This window comes from Streptosporangium sp. NPDC001559 (genome assembly GCF_042893955.1).
Taxonomy (GTDB): domain Bacteria; phylum Actinomycetota; class Actinomycetes; order Streptosporangiales; family Streptosporangiaceae; genus Streptosporangium.
Map to the genome: position 1 here is coordinate 569,662 of NZ_JBIAVG010000002.1, position 15,842 is coordinate 585,503.

At 71.1% G+C, this 15,842-nt stretch carries 18 protein-coding genes; 5 read left to right on the top strand and 13 right to left on the bottom strand.

All coding sequences use genetic code 11. The features are described from left to right. Nucleotides 1-157 precede the first annotated feature (157 nt). Nucleotides 158-802, top strand: coding sequence for a hypothetical protein (locus tag ACFYY8_RS06665; protein WP_390037860.1), 645 nt, complete (start codon nt 158-160; stop codon nt 800-802). 189 nt (nt 803-991) lie between these two features. After that, nucleotides 992-1,957, top strand: a complete 966-nt coding sequence (locus ACFYY8_RS06670; RefSeq protein ID WP_390037862.1) for an endonuclease/exonuclease/phosphatase family protein — start codon at nt 992-994, stop codon at nt 1,955-1,957. Here the strand turns inward: ACFYY8_RS06670 and ACFYY8_RS06675 are convergent. The 5 genes from ACFYY8_RS06675 to zwf form a co-directional block, all read right to left on the bottom strand. Continuing rightward, the gene (locus ACFYY8_RS06675; protein ID WP_390037864.1) at nt 1,887-2,573 is read right to left on the bottom strand and encodes an AAA family ATPase; all 687 of its coding nucleotides are present in this window, start codon (nt 2,571-2,573) and stop codon (nt 1,887-1,889) included. The genes ACFYY8_RS06670 and ACFYY8_RS06675 overlap by 71 nt on opposite strands. 174 nt (nt 2,574-2,747) lie before the next feature. Beyond that, the gene (eda, locus tag ACFYY8_RS06680) at nt 2,748-3,359 is read right to left on the bottom strand and encodes a bifunctional 4-hydroxy-2-oxoglutarate aldolase/2-dehydro-3-deoxy-phosphogluconate aldolase (protein ID WP_390037866.1); all 612 of its coding nucleotides are present in this window, start codon (nt 3,357-3,359) and stop codon (nt 2,748-2,750) included. Continuing rightward, entirely contained in the window at nt 3,356-4,324 is a 969-nt protein-coding gene (locus ACFYY8_RS06685) for a glucokinase (protein ID WP_390037868.1), read from the bottom strand. The genes eda and ACFYY8_RS06685 overlap by 4 nt, the downstream gene beginning before the upstream one ends. A gap of 10 nt (nt 4,325-4,334) precedes the next feature. Further along, nucleotides 4,335-6,203 carry a phosphogluconate dehydratase gene (gene edd / locus ACFYY8_RS06690; protein ID WP_390037870.1) on the bottom strand — a complete coding sequence of 623 codons (1,869 nt, stop codon included), beginning with the start codon at nt 6,201-6,203 and terminating at the stop codon, nt 4,335-4,337. Nucleotides 6,204-6,241: 38 nt separating this feature from the next. Beyond that, entirely contained in the window at nt 6,242-7,717 is a 1,476-nt protein-coding gene (gene zwf / locus ACFYY8_RS06695; protein WP_390037872.1) for a glucose-6-phosphate dehydrogenase, read from the bottom strand. Nucleotides 7,718-7,862: 145 nt separating this feature from the next. On the opposite strand from zwf, the gene ACFYY8_RS06700 reads away from it, so the two are divergent. Next, nucleotides 7,863-9,032: an ROK family transcriptional regulator gene (locus ACFYY8_RS06700; protein ID WP_390037874.1), complete on the top strand. Its 1,170-nt coding sequence runs from the start codon at nt 7,863-7,865 to the stop codon at nt 9,030-9,032. Between the two features lie 77 nt (nt 9,033-9,109). On the opposite strand, the gene ACFYY8_RS06705 is transcribed toward ACFYY8_RS06700, so the two are convergent. The 4 genes from ACFYY8_RS06705 to ACFYY8_RS06720 all read right to left on the bottom strand — a co-directional run bounded on the left by ACFYY8_RS06705 (nt 9,110) and on the right by ACFYY8_RS06720 (nt 10,660). Beyond that, complete coding sequence (locus tag ACFYY8_RS06705) at nt 9,110-9,373, bottom strand: hypothetical protein (protein ID WP_390037876.1); 264 nt, start codon at nt 9,371-9,373, stop codon at nt 9,110-9,112. A 50-nt stretch (nt 9,374-9,423) separates the two neighbouring features. Next, nucleotides 9,424-9,789 (bottom strand): hypothetical protein, encoded by a 366-nt coding sequence (locus tag ACFYY8_RS06710; RefSeq protein ID WP_390037878.1) that lies wholly within the window; start codon nt 9,787-9,789, stop codon nt 9,424-9,426. A 68-nt stretch (nt 9,790-9,857) separates the two neighbouring features. Further along, nucleotides 9,858-10,052: a CsbD family protein gene (locus tag ACFYY8_RS06715; protein WP_352009360.1), complete on the bottom strand. Its 195-nt coding sequence runs from the start codon at nt 10,050-10,052 to the stop codon at nt 9,858-9,860. A gap of 101 nt (nt 10,053-10,153) precedes the next feature. Continuing rightward, nucleotides 10,154-10,660 carry a GNAT family N-acetyltransferase gene (locus ACFYY8_RS06720; RefSeq protein WP_390037880.1) on the bottom strand — a complete coding sequence of 169 codons (507 nt, stop codon included), beginning with the start codon at nt 10,658-10,660 and terminating at the stop codon, nt 10,154-10,156. A 263-nt stretch (nt 10,661-10,923) separates the two neighbouring features. Between ACFYY8_RS06720 and ACFYY8_RS06725 the strand changes: the two genes are divergently transcribed. Next, entirely contained in the window at nt 10,924-11,502 is a 579-nt protein-coding gene (locus ACFYY8_RS06725) for a ClpP family protease (RefSeq protein ID WP_390037882.1), read from the top strand. A 73-nt stretch (nt 11,503-11,575) separates the two neighbouring features. Here ACFYY8_RS06725 and ACFYY8_RS06730 read toward each other — a convergent pair whose 3' ends face one another. Continuing rightward, entirely contained in the window at nt 11,576-12,298 is a 723-nt protein-coding gene (locus tag ACFYY8_RS06730; RefSeq protein WP_390037884.1) for a DUF2470 domain-containing protein, read from the bottom strand. 86 nt (nt 12,299-12,384) lie between these two features. Here ACFYY8_RS06730 and rpsD point away from each other — a divergent pair, with 86 nt between their 5' ends. After that, nucleotides 12,385-12,999: a 30S ribosomal protein S4 gene (rpsD, locus tag ACFYY8_RS06735; RefSeq protein ID WP_390037887.1), complete on the top strand. Its 615-nt coding sequence runs from the start codon at nt 12,385-12,387 to the stop codon at nt 12,997-12,999. 32 nt (nt 13,000-13,031) lie between these two features. Here rpsD and ACFYY8_RS06740 read toward each other — a convergent pair whose 3' ends face one another. From ACFYY8_RS06740 to ACFYY8_RS06750, 3 genes are all read right to left on the bottom strand, one after another. Beyond that, nucleotides 13,032-13,853: an ion transporter gene (locus ACFYY8_RS06740; protein WP_390037889.1), complete on the bottom strand. Its 822-nt coding sequence runs from the start codon at nt 13,851-13,853 to the stop codon at nt 13,032-13,034. Between the two features lie 354 nt (nt 13,854-14,207). Then, nucleotides 14,208-15,359 (bottom strand): right-handed parallel beta-helix repeat-containing protein, encoded by a 1,152-nt coding sequence (locus tag ACFYY8_RS06745; RefSeq protein WP_390037891.1) that lies wholly within the window; start codon nt 15,357-15,359, stop codon nt 14,208-14,210. A 234-nt stretch (nt 15,360-15,593) separates the two neighbouring features. Continuing rightward, complete coding sequence (locus ACFYY8_RS06750) at nt 15,594-15,833, bottom strand: hypothetical protein (RefSeq protein ID WP_390037893.1); 240 nt, start codon at nt 15,831-15,833, stop codon at nt 15,594-15,596. Between the last annotated feature and the right edge of the window lie 9 nt (nt 15,834-15,842).

Consider the following 15,842-nt stretch of genomic DNA (forward strand, 5'->3'; position numbering starts at 1 on the left):
GGGTCCTACAGGGGTCGGGGTGGAACCTACAGCCGACCCGAACCGAGGTGCATGTACCTCTTCGTAGTCGAACATCTACAGAAAGTAATCACTCCTGTTCACTCTGGGAAGTGGAAACGAAGAATCGCTTGCATCGATTACCGAGAGGAGGTGGACGGTGGTGACGATCGTCCACGGCACATCCGCCTGGACGCCCGCCGTGCGCGCCGCAGGTCTGCTCAATGACGAGCTGGCCAGGGGGGGAGTCAAGGGTGACGTCCACGGGGGTTACGGTCTGGCGCTGGTCTCCGTGCACGGAGACCTGGTGGTCTGGACGGACGGAACGGTCTACCGCTGGTGGGCCGGGCACCTGTCGCGGCGGACGGGACGGCGGCTCTACGCCGTCTACGGGGTGGACAACCCCGCGACCGTCGCGCGTGGGGTGATGTTGCGCTACGTCGAGCTGGACGGCGGACAGGACGGTGAGTACGGCGACGGGCGCGGCGACAAGCACAGTGGCGGGTACGGAAACGAGCACAGAAACGATCACGGCGGCGGACAAAGCGACGGGCAGGGCGACGGGCAGGGCGACGGGCAGGGAGGGCGGCCGGGGGAACGCCGCCCCTCCTTCGCGCCTCCGCCGGACAGGACGGTGCCGCCGCCGGGCAGGGCGTTGCGAGGGCCGGCCACGGGAGACCGTCCTGAGGAGCCGCCCTCCCACGCCCTGCCGCGGCCACCGGCCGTGTCCGGGGTCATGCTCGCGACCGGGGTCGCGCTGGGCGTGACGGACGGGAGCCGTTCACGCCCGGTACCCGTCCGGTAGGTCCGGAGAGGCGCCCCTTTCCGCCTGGTCCTGCCGGGCGGGGCGGAAAGGGGCGGCGGACGGCGGTAGAGTCGTCCGCCCGGCCATCGAGTACGGCGGACCCGGGGCGTGGACCGTTCCGCGCGGCCCCGGATCCCACGGCGGGGCCGTACGCGCGGGCCCGGCCGTCGAAGGGATCTCTGGAACGTCATGGCGCAGCGGTTTCGGGGTGGGCTCGTCGCGGCCGCGGGCACACTGACCGCCCTCGTCCTCGCCGGGCACCGGCTGGTGCCGAACTGGCGGGGGTGGGGCAACACGCTCGACAGCGCCCTGCCGTGGTTCGGTCTCGTGGTCCCGATGCTGGCCGTGGCCGCGCTCGCCAGGAGGTCACGGCTCGCCACCGCGGGGGCGCTGGTTCCGGCCGTGACGTGGGGGGTGATGTTCGGGCCCGCGTTCGTGCCCGTCGTCCGGGCCGGGCCGCCGGACCTGCGCGTGGTCCACCAGAACGTCAACATGGCCAACCCCGACCTCGCCGGGACCGCGAGGGCCCTGCGCGCGGCGCGCCCCGACATCCTGGTGGCGGCCGAGCTCTACGACGACCCGGTCCTGATGAACGGGACGGTCGATCCCGCCTTCGCCGCGGAGATCGACCCCGACCTGCCCTACCGGTTCCCCGACAACCCCGGCATCGCGGTGTGGAGCAGATATCCCTTCGTGGGCAGGCCCAAGTCGGTGCCCGGGGTGCCGCGCTCCCGGTGGGCGACCATCCGTACCCCGCACGGCCGGGTCAGCCTCTACGCCGTGCACCTGGCGTCCTTCCGCCCGGGGGCGCGGTGGGTCATCGCCGAGCGCAACGCCCAGGTCGAGGCGCTGGCCGCGGCGGTCAGGGCCGATCCGAGCCCCCGGGTCATCGTCGTCGGCGACCTCAACACCGCCTCGACCGACCGGGAGCTGCGCGCGCTCACCGAGACGCTCTCACCTGCGGCTGAGCGGGCGGGCTCCGGCCTGCAGTTCACCTGGCCGGCCACGCTGCCCCTGGTGCGCCTCGACCACGTGCTCACCCGGGGGTTCGAGGTGCTCGACAGCCGGGTGCTGCCCAGGTCGGTCAGCGACCACCGGCCGATCCTGGCCGACCTGCGCTTTCCCTCCGGGCGGGAGGCCGGCGAGGGCCGGTGAAGCGGATCGCGCCGACCCGGTCCGCCGCGGGCCTGTCCAGCAGGGTCACACCCGCGGCGGGCGGCAGAGGGCCGCGGCGGGCACGGCCGACCAGGTCCCGCCAGCGGCGACGGTGCCTGGCGAAGGTCGTCGCGGTGACCGTGCGCCCCCGGGCGAGCTGCCCGGCCCGCGCCGTCTCCGGGTCGACGTCGAGCAGGACGAGGTGGACCTCGCCGCCCGCCCTGCGGGCCAGCCAGGCGAAGCCGTACAGAATGTGCGGCCAGGTGCCCCGGGTGTGCGCGACCACGTCGTGCCCGCCGAGCACCGCCCGTGCGATCCGCCACACGTGTGTGGCATGCACGAGCGGAGTGCGGGCCCGATGTGGGACCGGCCCGAGATAGCGGGCCCACCAGTTGCGTGACTGCCGTGAGTCGATCACCCGGGTACCGCCGGAGGCCACCGGCTCCCGTTCGTCGCCGTTGAGGCCGTACAGCCGGTCGAGCAGGGTGCTCTTGCCCGCGCCGGGGAGACCGGCGAGCAGGACCAGGGAACCCGGCGGATAGGTCAGGACCGTCGCGGCCCCTCCCCCGAGGGGAAACGAGGGCGTGTCGCCGGTGGGGGAGGGGAGGTTGGGCATGGCGACTCCTCGAATGACGCGGTCATCCGAGGTCTCCTTCACCCGCGCCGCGCGGGCGGCCGCCCGGGGACGTCGTGGGGCGTCCGTACTGACCGGGTCGGCTCTTGGGAAGTACTCCCCTCGTCCCTACAGGGTAAGGGAACGGTGCTCCCGGCTCCACCCTGTGAACGTCGTTCAGCGGAGAGCGGCGGCCTCCGCGGCCAGCCGCTCGACGCGGGAGTAGTCACCGGAGGCCAGCGCGTCCGCCGGGGTGAGCCAGCTGCCGCCGACACATCCGACGTTGGGCAGCGCGAGGTAGGTCGCGGCCGTCGCGGGCTTGATGCCGCCTGTCGGGCAGAACCGCACCTCCGCCAGCGGTCCGGCCAGTGCCTTCAGGTACGGCAGCCCGCCCGCCGCCTCGGCGGGGAAGAACTTCATCTCGGTCAGGCCGCGCTCGGCCAGCGCCAGAACCTCCGAGGCGGTCGCGACACCGGGCAGGAACGGCACGCCGCTGTCCCGCATGGCGTCCAGCAGCGAGGGCGTGGAGCCGGGGCTGACCAGGAACCGGGCACCGGCCTTGACGGCGGCGTCCACGTCCGCGCCGGTGCGGATGGTCCCCGCGCCGATGACGGCCTCGGGCACCTCGGCGGCGATCCGCTCGACGGCCTCCAGCGCGCCCTCGGTGCGGAGGGTGACCTCGATCACGGGCAGGCCGCCCCTGACCAGGGCACGGGCCATGGGGACCGCGGTCTCCGGGTCGTCGATCACGACGACCGGGATCACCGGGGCGATGTCGAGCAGACTCATCGATACTCCATGTTGGACAGGCGCTGGCTCAGCCACGCCGCCGCGCCGACGAGCGCGGGCTGGGGCGCCACGATCAGGTTCGTGGCGATGCCGGAAAGGTAGTCGTTCAGCATGGGGGTGCTCTCGAACCGGCGGCGGAAGCCGCTGGAGAGAACCCGTCCCACCATACGGGGCAGCACGCCGCCGCCGAGATAGACGCCGCCCCTGGCGCCCAGGGTGAGCGCCACGTTCCCGGCGAAGGTGCCGAGCATGCAGCAGAACACCTCGACGGTCTCCGCACACAGCGAGTCGTCCATCCTGGCCACGATGTCGGCGGCGGCCAGGCGCGGCGCGTCGGTCCCGCGCACCAGCGCCAGGGCACGGTGCAGCCGGGTCAGGCCGGGGCCGGACAGCAGGTGCTCGGCGATCACGTGTTCGAGCCCCTCGGAGCGCAGCGCGCGGACGACCTCGTAGTCGCGCTCGTCGAGGATCGGCACGGTGGCGTGGCCGCCCTCGCTGGGGATCGGCACCCAGCCCTCGGCCGCGGGCGCCAGCCCTCCGACGCCGAGGCCCGTTCCCGGCCCGAGCACGGCCTTGACGCCGTGCGAGGGCGCGGGGCCGCCGAGCGAGACCAGGTCCTCCCCGCCCAGGTGGGGCAGGGAGGCGGCCAGGGCCTCGAAGTCGTTGAGCAGTTCGGCGTTGGGGATGCCGAGGGCGTGCACGGAGCCCGACCAGCCCGCGTTCGTGAGCCGGTAACGGTCTCCCTCGACGGGACCCGCGATCGCGATACAGGCCGCTCCCGGCTGAACTCCGCCCGCGTGTTCCGCGAGATAGGCGGCTACGGCTTCGGGAAGCCCTTCGTGATCGGCGCCGGCCAGCACGGCCACCGCCTCGGGGGCGCCGCCCGGCTCGGTGACCAGACCGAAACGGGCGTTGGTCCCCCCGACGTCGGCGACGAGCCAGGGGAGCCAGGGCAGGCTCACCATCGCGCGCCCCTCATGCCCCGGCCTCGAGGCTCTCCGCGTGGCCGTTCAGGGCGAAGATCCCGGCGCCGCGTTCGGCGGGGCCCGCCGTACGGCGGAAGGCGGCGAACAGTTCACGTCCCGTGCCCACCCACCGGGCGTCGGTGAGCGGGGCGCCCTGCGGGGTGCGGGCCGCCAGCTCCTCGGCGGGGACGAGTAGCTCAAGGGTGCCTGCCGCCGAGTCGAGACGGATCGGGTCGCCGTCCCTGACCAGTGCGATCGGCCCGCCGTGCGCGGCCTCGGGCGACAGGTGGATGGCCGCGGGGACCTTGCCGGAGGCCCCGGACATGCGGCCGTCGGTGACGATCGCCACCCGCTGCCCCCGGTCGAGCAGCACCGCCAGCGGCGGGGTGAGCTTGTGCAGCTCGGGCATGCCGTTGGCGCTGGGTCCCTGGTAGCGGATGACGGCGACGAAGTCCTGGCCGTCGAGCTCGCCCGCCTCGAAGGCGCGCAGCAGTTCGAGCTGGTCGTCGAAGACCTTCGCCGGGGCCTCGACGACCAGGTGCTCCGGCTTGACCGCGGAGACCTTGCTGACCGCGCGGCCCAGGTTGCCGTCGAGCATGTGGATGCCGCCGTCGGGGGAGAAGGCCTCGGAGACCGGCCGCAGCACGTCGGGGTCGGTACTGCCCTCGGTGCGCTCCTCCCACAGCAGCTCGCCGTCCCCGCCGTCCTTGAGGACGGGGGCCGAGCGGTAGTGGTCGAGGCCGTGTCCGGCGACGGTCAGCACGTCGGCGTGGAGCAGCCCGGCGTCGAGCAGGTCGCCGATGAGCACCTGCATGCCGCCCGCGGCCTGGAAGTGGTTCACGTCGGCCTGGCCGTTGGGGTACATGCGGGTCAGCAGCGGCACCACCTTCGACAACGCGGCCAGGTCGTCCCAGAGCAGCTCGATGCCCGCGGCGGCGGCGATGGCCACCAGGTGCATCGTGTGGTTGGTCGAGCCGCCGGTGGCCAGCAGCGCCACACAGGCGTTGACGATCGCCTTCTCGTCGACGACCCGCCCCACGGGGGTGTACTCGTCGCCGTGCACGGTGATCTCGACCGCCCGCCTGCCCGCGGCCTTCGTCAGGGCCTCGCGCAGCTCGGTGCGCGGGTTGACGAACGTCGACCCCGGCAGGTGCAGGCCCATGACCTCGATCATGACCTGGTTGGAGTTGGCGGTGCCGTAGAAGGTGCAGGTGCCGGGCGAGTGGTAGGAGCGCGACTCGGCGTCGAGCAGCTCCTCCCTGCCGACCTTGCCCTCGGCGAAGAGCTGCCGGGTGCGTGCCTTGACCTTGTTGGGCAGGCCCGAGGTCATCGGGCCCGCGGGCACGAACACCGCGGGCAGATGTCCGAAGTGCAACGCGCCGATCAGCAGGCCCGGCACGATCTTGTCGCAGACGCCCAGCATGAGACCGGCGTCGAACATGTCGTGCGAGAGCGCGATCGCGGTGGACATCGCGATGACCTCGCGGCTGTAGAGCGACAGCTCCATTCCCGCGCGGCCCTGGGTGATGCCGTCGCACATGGCGGGCACGCCGCCCGCGAACTGCGCGACGCCGCCCGCCGCGCGCACGGCCGCCTTGAGGATCGGCGGATAGGTCTCGTACGGCTGGTGCGCCGACAGCATGTCGTTGTAGCTCGACACGATCGCGACGCCGGGCTTGACGTTGGCCATCAGGTCCGGCTTGTCCCTGCCGGCGGCGGCGAAGCCGTGGGCCAGGTTGGCGCAGCCGAGATGTCCGCGCGCGGGCCCGCGCTCGCGGGCCGTCCTCGCCTCGGCGTCGAGCCGGGCGAGGTAGGCGCCCCGGCTGGCGCGGCTGCGCTCGGCCAGGCGGTCGGTGATCTCCTGGATGAAGGGGTTCATCCGGCCTCCTCGTCGGTCGTCGTGGTCTGCGGGCTCGTTCACTCGGAGGCCTCCTCGTGCCAGGTACGGCCGCTGCGGCCGAGGAGCTCGTGGGCGCCCGCGGGACCCGAGGTACCCGCGGGGTACGGCTCGGGCAGGGTGCCGTGCGCCTCCCACTCGCCGAGGATCGGGTCGATCCACCGCCAGGCGGCCTCGACCTCGTCACGCCGCATGAACAGGGTGGGGTTGCCGGTCAGGACGTCCATGAGCAGCCGCTCGTAGGCCTCGGGCACCCGGGTGGTGAAGGTCTCGGCGAAGCTCAGGCTGAGCGGGACCGGCTTGAGGGCTACCTCGCCCGCGCCCGGCTCCTTGGCCATGATGTGCAGCCGGATTCCCTCGCTGGGCTGCAGCCGCAGCACCAGCCGGTTGGGCGCGCTGCCGGGGAAGATCGAGTGGGGCACGTCCTTGAACTGCACCACGATCTCCGAGTACCGGTGGGGCATGCGCTTCCCCGTGCGCAGGTAGAAGGGGACGCCCGCCCAGCGCCAGTTCTTCACCTCGGCGCGGATCGCGGCGAAGGTCTCTACCCGGCGTGAGGTCTCGGTCGGCGCGGTGCCGTCCGGCTCGTCGAGGTATCCCGGGACCTGCTCGCCGCCGGACTCGCCCGCGGTGTACTGGCCGCGGACGGTGAACCGGTCGACCTCGCCGCCGACGATGGGCCGCAGCGCCTGCAGGACCTTGACCTTCTCGTCGCGGATGGCCTCGCGGTCGTTGCGCGAGGGGGGCTCCATCGCGACCAGGCACAGGAGCTGGAGCAGGTGGTTCTGCACCATGTCACGCAGCGCGCCCGCGTGGTCGTAGTAGCCGCGCCTGCCGGGGGTGCCGACGGTCTCCGAGGCGGTGATCTGGACGTGGTCGATCCACAGGGAGTTCCAGATCGGCTCGAGGAAGGCGTTGGCGAAGCGGAGCACGAGCAGGTTCTGCACGGTCTCCTTGCCCAGGTAGTGGTCGATGCGGTGGATCTGCCGCTCGTCGAAGATGGCGCCGACCTCGTCGTTGATGCGCCGCGCGCTGGCCAGGTCGCGGCCGAGGGGCTTTTCGAGCACCACCCGGGAGGCGGGGGTGACCAGCCCCACGCGTTCGAGCTGCCTGCAGAAGGGGCCGAACGTCATGGGCGGGCTGGCCAGGTAGAACACCCGGGTCCGCTGCTCGTGCCCGGCGAGCATGGCGCCGAGCCGCTCCCAGCCGGCCGTGTCCTCGCCGCCGATGTCGACCGAGACGTGGTGCAGCCTGCCGAGAAAACGCTCCCAGACGTTCAAGTCGTCGATCGGTACCGCGCCGCGGACCTGGGCGTCCACCTTGCCGCGGAAGTCGGCGTCGTCGAGTCCGCCCCGGGACATCGCGATGATGCGGGTCTCGGGGGAGAGGCGGCCGTCACGGTCGCAGTGGTACAGCGCGGGGAGAAGTTTCCGCATGGAGAGGTCGCCTGTACCGCCGAAGACGATCAGGTCGGCGGACTGCGGGAGCTCGGACATGGGGAGTACTCCGTGGTGATCTACCGGAATTAGGGATAGATCGGACACTATCCGGATCTTGCGCTCTACACAAGCGGAGTTTTGTCATCTTAGATGAGAAAGTTTGAACTTTTCATTTCCTAAGGGGGTGTGGTTCACTTAGCGGATGCCTCGTCGTCCCGCTGCCGCGCTCGCCACCAGCGGTGAGGTTCTGCGCCTCATCCGCACCGGTGAGGCGATCACGCGCGCGGACATCGGCCGTGTCACCGGCCTGTCCCGGCCCGCCGTCTCGCTTCGGGTCACCGAGTTGCTGGACCGTCGCCTCGTCATCGAGGACAGCGACGGTCCCTCGACCGGAGGCCGCCCCCCGACCCGCCTGGTCTTCAACGCCTCGGGCGGCGTCGTGCTGGTCGGCTCCCTCGGGGCGAGCAAGACACAGATCGCCGTGTGCGACCTCGCGGGCGGAGAGCTGGCCCGCGCCGACCTAGCCATCGACGTCGAGGAGGGGCCGGACGTCGTCCTCCCCCTGGTCATGCGGACCTGGGGCGAGCTGCTCGGCGACCGGCCCGTCTCCCAGGTGCGGGGGGTGGGCCTCGGGGTGCCCGCGACGGTCGAGTTCGCGGCGGGCCGTACAGAGAGCGCCCGCATCATGGCGAGCTGGACCGGCGTCACGATCCCGCCGATCATCGCGGACCGTTTCCCCGCCCCGGTCTTCCTCGACAACGACGTCAACGTCATCGCGATCGGCGAGCACCGGGCCGTCTACGCCGGGCAGGCCGACGACCTGCTGTTCATCAAGGTCTCGACCAGGATCGGCTCCGGCATCATCGCGGGCGGCGAGATCCTGCGCGGCGCGCTCGGCGCGGCCGGGGAGATCGGGCACATCCCGGTCCGCGACGGCGGCGGGGTGCTCTGCCGGTGCGGCAACGTCGACTGCGTCGACTCCGTCGCCAGCGGCACCGCGATCCTGCGCGACCTGCGCGCCAGGGGGCACGAGGTGAGGACCCTGGCGGACGTGGTGACCCTGGTGCGGGCGGGCGACGCCGAGACCATGACCGTCGTCCGCAACGCGGCCAGGATGCTCGGCGAGGTCGTCGCCACCGCCGTCAACCTGCTCAACCCCGCCGTGGTCGTGCTGGGCGGGGACGTGGCCGAGACCTTCCAGCCGCTGCTCGCCGGGGTGCGCGAGGTCGTCCACCGGCGCTCGACGGCCCTGTCGACCCGTAACCTGCGGATCGAGCGGAGCAGGCTCGGCCCCGGCGCGGGCATCGTCGGCTGCGCGCACATGGTCCTGGACCACATCCTGTCGCCAGAGGCCGTGGACGCGCCCTCCTGACCCCGTGCCCGGCCGCGCCCATGGTGGGCCGCACTCCGGGGCCGTGCTTCTGGGCGGCGGTTCTCCTGGAGGGGCGCTCAGCCCGCCTCGGTCGTCGTGCCCCTCCTGGCGTGCGACTGACGGCGGACCGCCAGGACGATGTCGACGATCGCGACGACGACCGCCAGCGCCATCACCACGGTCAGCCAGGTCAGACCCGCCACGAAGCCGAGCACACCGATGCCGACGGCCGCGATCAACGCGAACGAGCCGAGCCTGATGTGGACCACGTCGCGGGGTGTCGCGCCGACCATGGGCTTGCCGTCCGCGGACATCCGCTCCGGCTGTTCCTCGGGTGTCATCGTCTCCTCCTTCGGGCGGGCGGGGTTCTCCGGCGGGTGCGGCCCCGCGCTCAGCCCTCCCAGGGCGGTGTCTCGTGCATCTTGGTGTAGTACCTGGCCAGATGTGACTTGATCGGCCCGACGTCACCGCCGGGGACGTCGACCCCGCCCCTGGCCCCGTCGATGACGCCGGCGGCGGCGTGCAGCGCGCGCGGGACGGCCTTGAGCTCGCCGTCGACCACGTCGGCGAAGGGCAGCTTGTAGCTCCCGAACTCGTCGGGCTCGCCGCCGTCGTACCAGAGGTGGGCCTCGCGGTACCTGGCGTTCGGCCTGTCCTGTGCCCCCGCCCAGGCGCGTACGCGCCTCTCGGCGGCCTCCTTGTTCCAGCGCCGCTCGGAGTCGGCCAGCGGCAGGTCATGGAACCGCGTCACGGTCATACCGGTCCCCCTTCCTCGCGGACCTCGGGTCTCGCCGGGCCTCGTACGGCACGGCGAGACCGGTGGAATCAGTCCTTGAAGGCGTCCTTGACCTTCTCGGCGCCGTCCTTCAGCTTCTCGCCTGCCTGCTTGAGGTGGCTCTTGCTCTGGTCGGCACGACCTTCGGCCTCAAGCCGTTCGTCGTCGGTGAGGCGCCCGGCGCCCTCCTTGACCTTGCCCCCGAGCTCCTCGGCCTTGTTGGAGACCTTGTCCTCCGCACCCATGAGTAATTCATCCCCTTACATCCTCTATGTGGGGTTTCCCCGCACAGACATATCCAGTGTCCGAGGATGAGGGAGATAAACATGGGCCCGCGGGAAAGGGGTTACGCGGGGGTGATGAGCCGTTCCATGGAGAGCATGCGGAAGGAGCGGTGGTCCTCGCGCTCGACCTCGGTGTAGCCGAGACGGCGGTAGAGGCCGATGACCTGGTGGCGTTGGGGCATGACGTCGAGGACCAGCCGGGCGAAACCCCGCTGCTCGGCATGCCTGTGCGCGTGCTCCATCAGCAGCTTGCCCGTCCCGCCACGGTGGCCGGGGCGCGCGTAGAGACGGTTCACCTGGACGGCGTCCGTCCCGGGGAGGGGCCTGAGACCCACGCCGCCGATCGGCCTCTCGTCGTGGCAGGCGACGAGGAACGCGCCGGGGTCGCGGTAGACGGACCCGGGGTCGCGGCATTCGTTCTGCATGCGGGCGGGCAGCTCGTCGAGGGAGACCGGGACGGGAAGACCGAGCTCCGCCTGGGTCGCTCCCATGTACTCGAAGATCAACGCTCCGACGTCCGCCCAGCGGTTCGCGGCGTGGGCGTCCAGGACACGGATGGGGGAGTTCATGACACGCTCCGACGGTCGCGCTCCGGGCGGGTCCGCCCGTCCCGGCGTTCGGGTGAGATCGGTCGCATCCCCATATCTTGAACGATGCCTTGATCCTTTGATGAGGCAGGGGTGGAGGTTTGTCTGTCACCTATGGGAGCCGCTCCCAGGTGCGCTGTGAGCGGAAAGCGCTCACAGCGAACGGCGCGGGAACGCCGGCTCGGGGGCGTTATGGTCGCGATGAATCGTCATTCGTAAATTCAGCTCCGGGGTGGGTGAAAGAGATGACCAATTCGCGGCCGGTCGCCGAGGATCAGCTCTACCAGCGGCTTTTGCGTAAGAGGATCGTCGTTCTCGGCACGGAGGTGAACGACGAGGTGGCCAACAGGATCTGCGCCGAGCTGCTCCTGCTGTCCGCGGACGACGACCGGCGTGACATCTGGCTCTACATCAACTCGCCGGGCGGCTCGGTCTCGGCGGGCATGGCCATCTACGACGTCATGCAGTACATCTCCAACGACGTCGCCACGGTCGCGATGGGCATCGCGGGCTCCATGGGGCAGTTCCTGCTGTGCGCGGGGGCGCCGGGCAAGCGTTACGTGCTGCCGCACGCCAGGATCATCATGCACCAGCCCTCGGGGGGCCTGGGCGGCACCGCCACCGACATCGCCATCCAGGCCGAGCAGATGCTGTACACAAAGCAGCTCATGCGTGAGCGGATCGCCTTCCACACCGGCCAGACGCTGGAGCAGATCGAGGAGGACTGGGACCGCGACCGCTGGTTCACCGCGACCGAGGCCAGGGACTACGGGCTCGTCGACGAGGTCATCCGTACCACCAGGGAGGTCGTCCCCGAGAGCTGAGAGAACCCTCTCCCCGCGCGTCCCGTGAACGGCCAGGGGCGCGGCCGGGGAGAACGGGAGCAGGCCGGGCGCGTCAGCGGTGACAGAGCAGGCAGCGCAGGGCGCGCTCAAGGGACCCGGCGTCGGAGACGGGGACGGGCCAGGGCAGACGGATCAGCGTCGGCTCGCCGACGCCTGAGCGGACGGTAGCGCCGAACCTGTCGAGCTCCCAGAGCCAGACGTCGGGGACGGGTCCGTCGAGCAGGGAGACCAGCGCCGTCTCAAGCTGGTCCCGGTGTGTGTCGTTGACATGGTCGAGCAGGCGTTCCGCGACGTCCATCAGGGGGTCGGGCCGGGCGCCGAGATACTCCTCACCGTCGAGCACCCCCGACTCCGGGCCGGTGAGATAGATCACCTGGCCGACGTCGATCCGCAGCAGCCGGGGTCCACGGTCCTCAAGAGCCTCGAACAACGCCTCGTCGGGGCAGCGTTCGGCGATCGCGATCGCGGCCTGCCGTGCCTCCCCGTCGGGTACGGCCTGAGCCCACCCCTGCACCTTGAGCAGGCCGCGCGAGGCCTGGACGGCTCCAAGACTGCGGCTGGCCGTCAGGTCGACGGTCACCACGGGTTCGTCGAGCGCGCCGTGGAGCGGATCTCCCGGCATGACCAGCAGCACCGGGCGGCCCCGGTCGTCGACGCCTCCCCTGGCGGGCGAGGCGGGCAGGCGGGTCCCGGTCAGGGACACGTGGGTCGGGGTGGCCGTGGCGGCGAGGGTGCGGACCCGCTCGGGGATCGGGGGAGCGGTGACGGGCTGCATGAACAGGCTCTCCTTGAGATCGGGGGACCCTTGACCTAAGGTAAGGCTTACCTCACTAAGCCAAACCTAACCACAGAGGAGTGACCGTGCGCTACACCGGGCCCAAGGTGCGGCTGTCCCGCAGGGCGGGCGTCCCGCTGACCCGCAAGGCCGTGCGCTACTTCGAGGAGCGGCCGTACCCTCCGGGCGAGCACGGGCGCAAGACGAACAGGCGGCAGACCGGTGACTACGGCCTGCGGCTGATGGAGAAGCAGAAGCTGCGCTGGTACTACGACGTCTCCGAGCGGCAGATGCGCCGCTACTGGGACATGGCGCTGCGCGGCACCGGCCGCTCGGGAGCCGAGCTGGTCGTGCTGCTGGAGAGCCGTCTGGCCTCCCTGGTCCTGCGGGCGGGTCTCGCCCCGTCGATCTACGCGGCCCGTCAGTACATCTCCCACGGCCACATCACCGTGGACGGCCGCAAGGTCGACATCCCCAGCTACCTGGTCAAGCCGGGCCAGGTCATCGCGGTCCGTCAGAGGTCCAGGACGATGCAGCCGTTCGTCGCGGCGGCGGAGGGCGTCTACGCCGACGACCGGATCGCCGCCTACCTCGACGTCAGCCACGCCGACCTGAGGTTCACCCTCGTCGGCCGCCCGCTGCGGGAGCAGATCGCGATCCCGGTCGACGAGCAGCTCGTCGTGGAGTTCTACTCCCGCTGACGGCTCACCGTTGGCGCCCGCCCTCCCACCGGTCAGCGGCCGGCGGGCGTCACCGGGACCCGGTCCCGCAACTCGCGGATCTCCGCCCTGAGCGCGGTCAGCTCCGCGAGAACCGCCTCGTTCGTCTCCCTGACCGTCAGGGCCTCCTGGGCCGCGGCCTCGGCCGACTGCTCGGCGTGCTCGTCCTCCATGGCCCTGACCACGACGGCGATGAAGAGGTTCAGCACCACGAAGGTGCACACCAGCATGAAGGCCACGAAGAAGATCCAGGCGGCGGGGTGCTCGTCCATGACCTCCCGGGTGATGTCCGACCATCCGTCCCCGGTCATCATCTGGAACAGGGTGAACAGCGAGGTCGGCAGGTCCCCGAAGTAGTCCGGCGCGGTGTCGTGATAGAGCTTGGCGCCCATCACCGCCGCCACGTAGAGCACCAGGCCGAGCAGCAGCACGATCGACGTCATCCCGGGCACCGCGTTGAGCAGCGCCGTCACCACCCTGCGCAGACTCGGCACGACCGAGATCAGGCGCAGCGCCCGCAGGATGCGCAACGCCCGCAGCACCGAGAGGCCACTGGCGACGGGCAACAGGGAGATCGTCACGATCGAGGTGTCGAACAGGTTCCACGGGTCGGCGAAGAACCGGCCCCGGTAGACGTAGACCTTGGCCAGCAACTCGGCGACGAAGACGTAGAGCGCGACGTGGTCGATGACGGTCAGGGCCGTGCCGTACCGCTCGACCGCCGTCGCGGAGGTCTCCAGTCCCAGGGTCGCGGCGTTGACCAGGATGATCGCGATGACGGCCTGCTGGAAGCGCGGAGCCTCCAGGACGGCGCGGGCACGCTCGCGCAGCGGCACGAATGACTCCCCGTGGGTCGTTGGCCGGGTGAACTGAGGGAAGATCATATCGTTCGGGGATCATCCGCCCCGCCCGGAATCCGGCCTCCTCGGGCCAGGGGCCGTCCCGTCCTGCCGCAGGGGGCTCACCTCTGGGACGCGCGCCGAGGCCGGGGCGGCGCGGGCCACCCCGAACCCGGTCGCCGCCGCGCGGCGGTGACGGTCACACGCGCCGTCTTCGGTGATCGGAACCCGCCGACCTGCCCGCACCGCTTCCTGAAATTTGGTGATAAATCCGCCAACGTGGACTCGGAGCGTACGGAAGATCGACGAGCCGAGAGGACGCCGGACGGGGCGGAACGCGGGAACGCGTGGTCAGAGGCAGGTCAGATCGGGGTTGGGCACCGGCCCGCAGGGGCCCTTGTTGCCGCCGCCGTCGACGACCTGACCCGCGGGAGCCCAGATGAGGTGGCCGCCGTTGAACCTGCCGACGTTGCCGGACAGCTTGAGCCGGGACTCGGGGACGGTGCGGACGTGGATGCCACCCGCGACCGGGTTGCCGTCACGATCCTTGACCCCGCTGGGCCGCAGGCCGTTGCCGGTGAACACGTTGTCGGAGATCCACTCCGAGTTCGCGCGCCTGATGCCGTTGTCGACGAAGACGCCCGCGGTGCGGTTGGAGGTGAACCGGTTGCCCTTGATGGTGAAACCGGTGACGTCATTGGCCTCGAAGCCGATGTCGTTGTTCCTGATGTCGTTGTCCTGGATCGTGTTGGTGACGGTCGGCGACTGCGGCATGGCCGTGTAGAAGGCGCTTTCCGCGTTCTTCAGGACGTTGCCGGTGAACACGTTCTCGCGGGACATGTCGTAGAGGAGCACGGTGAAGTCGTCGAAGACGTTGTTCTCGTAGCGTCCCCTGCTGGACTGCTCAAGCCGCAGGGAGCCGGAGGTCAGCTTGCTCGCGCGCACGGTGCCCGTCGACTGGCGCAGGTACAGCAGGTCGCGCGCCTCGCAGCCGTCGAGAGTCACCCAGGAGTCCTGGGCCCTGATCCCGTTGACCGTGCAGCCGCCGGAACCCCGGCCGAGGACGGCGGAGGCGTTGGTCAGCTTCGCCTGCGCCCCGAGCCGGACCCCCGAGGCCGTCAGCGGGATCGGTGAGATCAGCTGGGAACCGGTGGCGGTGAGCGACTGGGAGCCGGTGAGCGTGCCGTTGACCAGCGTCGTGCCCCTGCGGTCGGGGATCTGGACGGCGGGCGCCCCGCTGACGGTGTGCCCCGCGAGGTCGACGGTGACGTTGTCCGCGCCGATGGTCAGGCCGGTGCCCTGGCACACCAGGTCGGCGGTCAGGACGAGGTTCGCCGTCACCACGTCACCGCACTGCGCGGCCGCGGCGAGAGCGGGGGCGGGCAGGGCCGCTCCGGGTCCGGCCGTGGCCAGGACGGCGGACAGGGCCCCGACGAGTACGGCGGCCGTGCGAACCGCCCCCGGTAATCGTGCCGGGCCGTAATCGCTCTTCCTCTCGGGCATTTCCCCTCCATGGTCGCGGTGAATGATTTCCCCGGCGCCGGGATAAGGGGGCCGGCGCCGGGTTCCACGGACCAAGGGTGCATGAGGATCAGGAAGCGGAAAAGGCGGGAAAACGGCCGCCACCTGTTCCGGAAATGCCTCCGGAAGGTTACGTGACAGAAAAGGAGATGCGGCTTTCCGGTTGTTCTTCTTTTTTCGGCCGGGCCTTTTCGTGTTTCCCCGCCGGTGCTCGGTCTAGCGCGGCGGGCCGTACGGTTCGATGCGGGGGTCGGAGTGGGGACCCGTGCCTCCGAAGGCGGCCGGGGAGATCCGGCCGGCGGCGGCCTCGGTCACGCGCAGGCCGTACAGGCCCCTGCGGGGGTCGATGAGCACCAGGTCGTAACCCAGGTCGACCTCCTCGTCCCTGAGGCCGAGGCGGTGTGTGGCCTGTTCGAGCGTGGCCTGCGGCGGCAGCCGTACGGTGATGAGGACCATGACCGTACC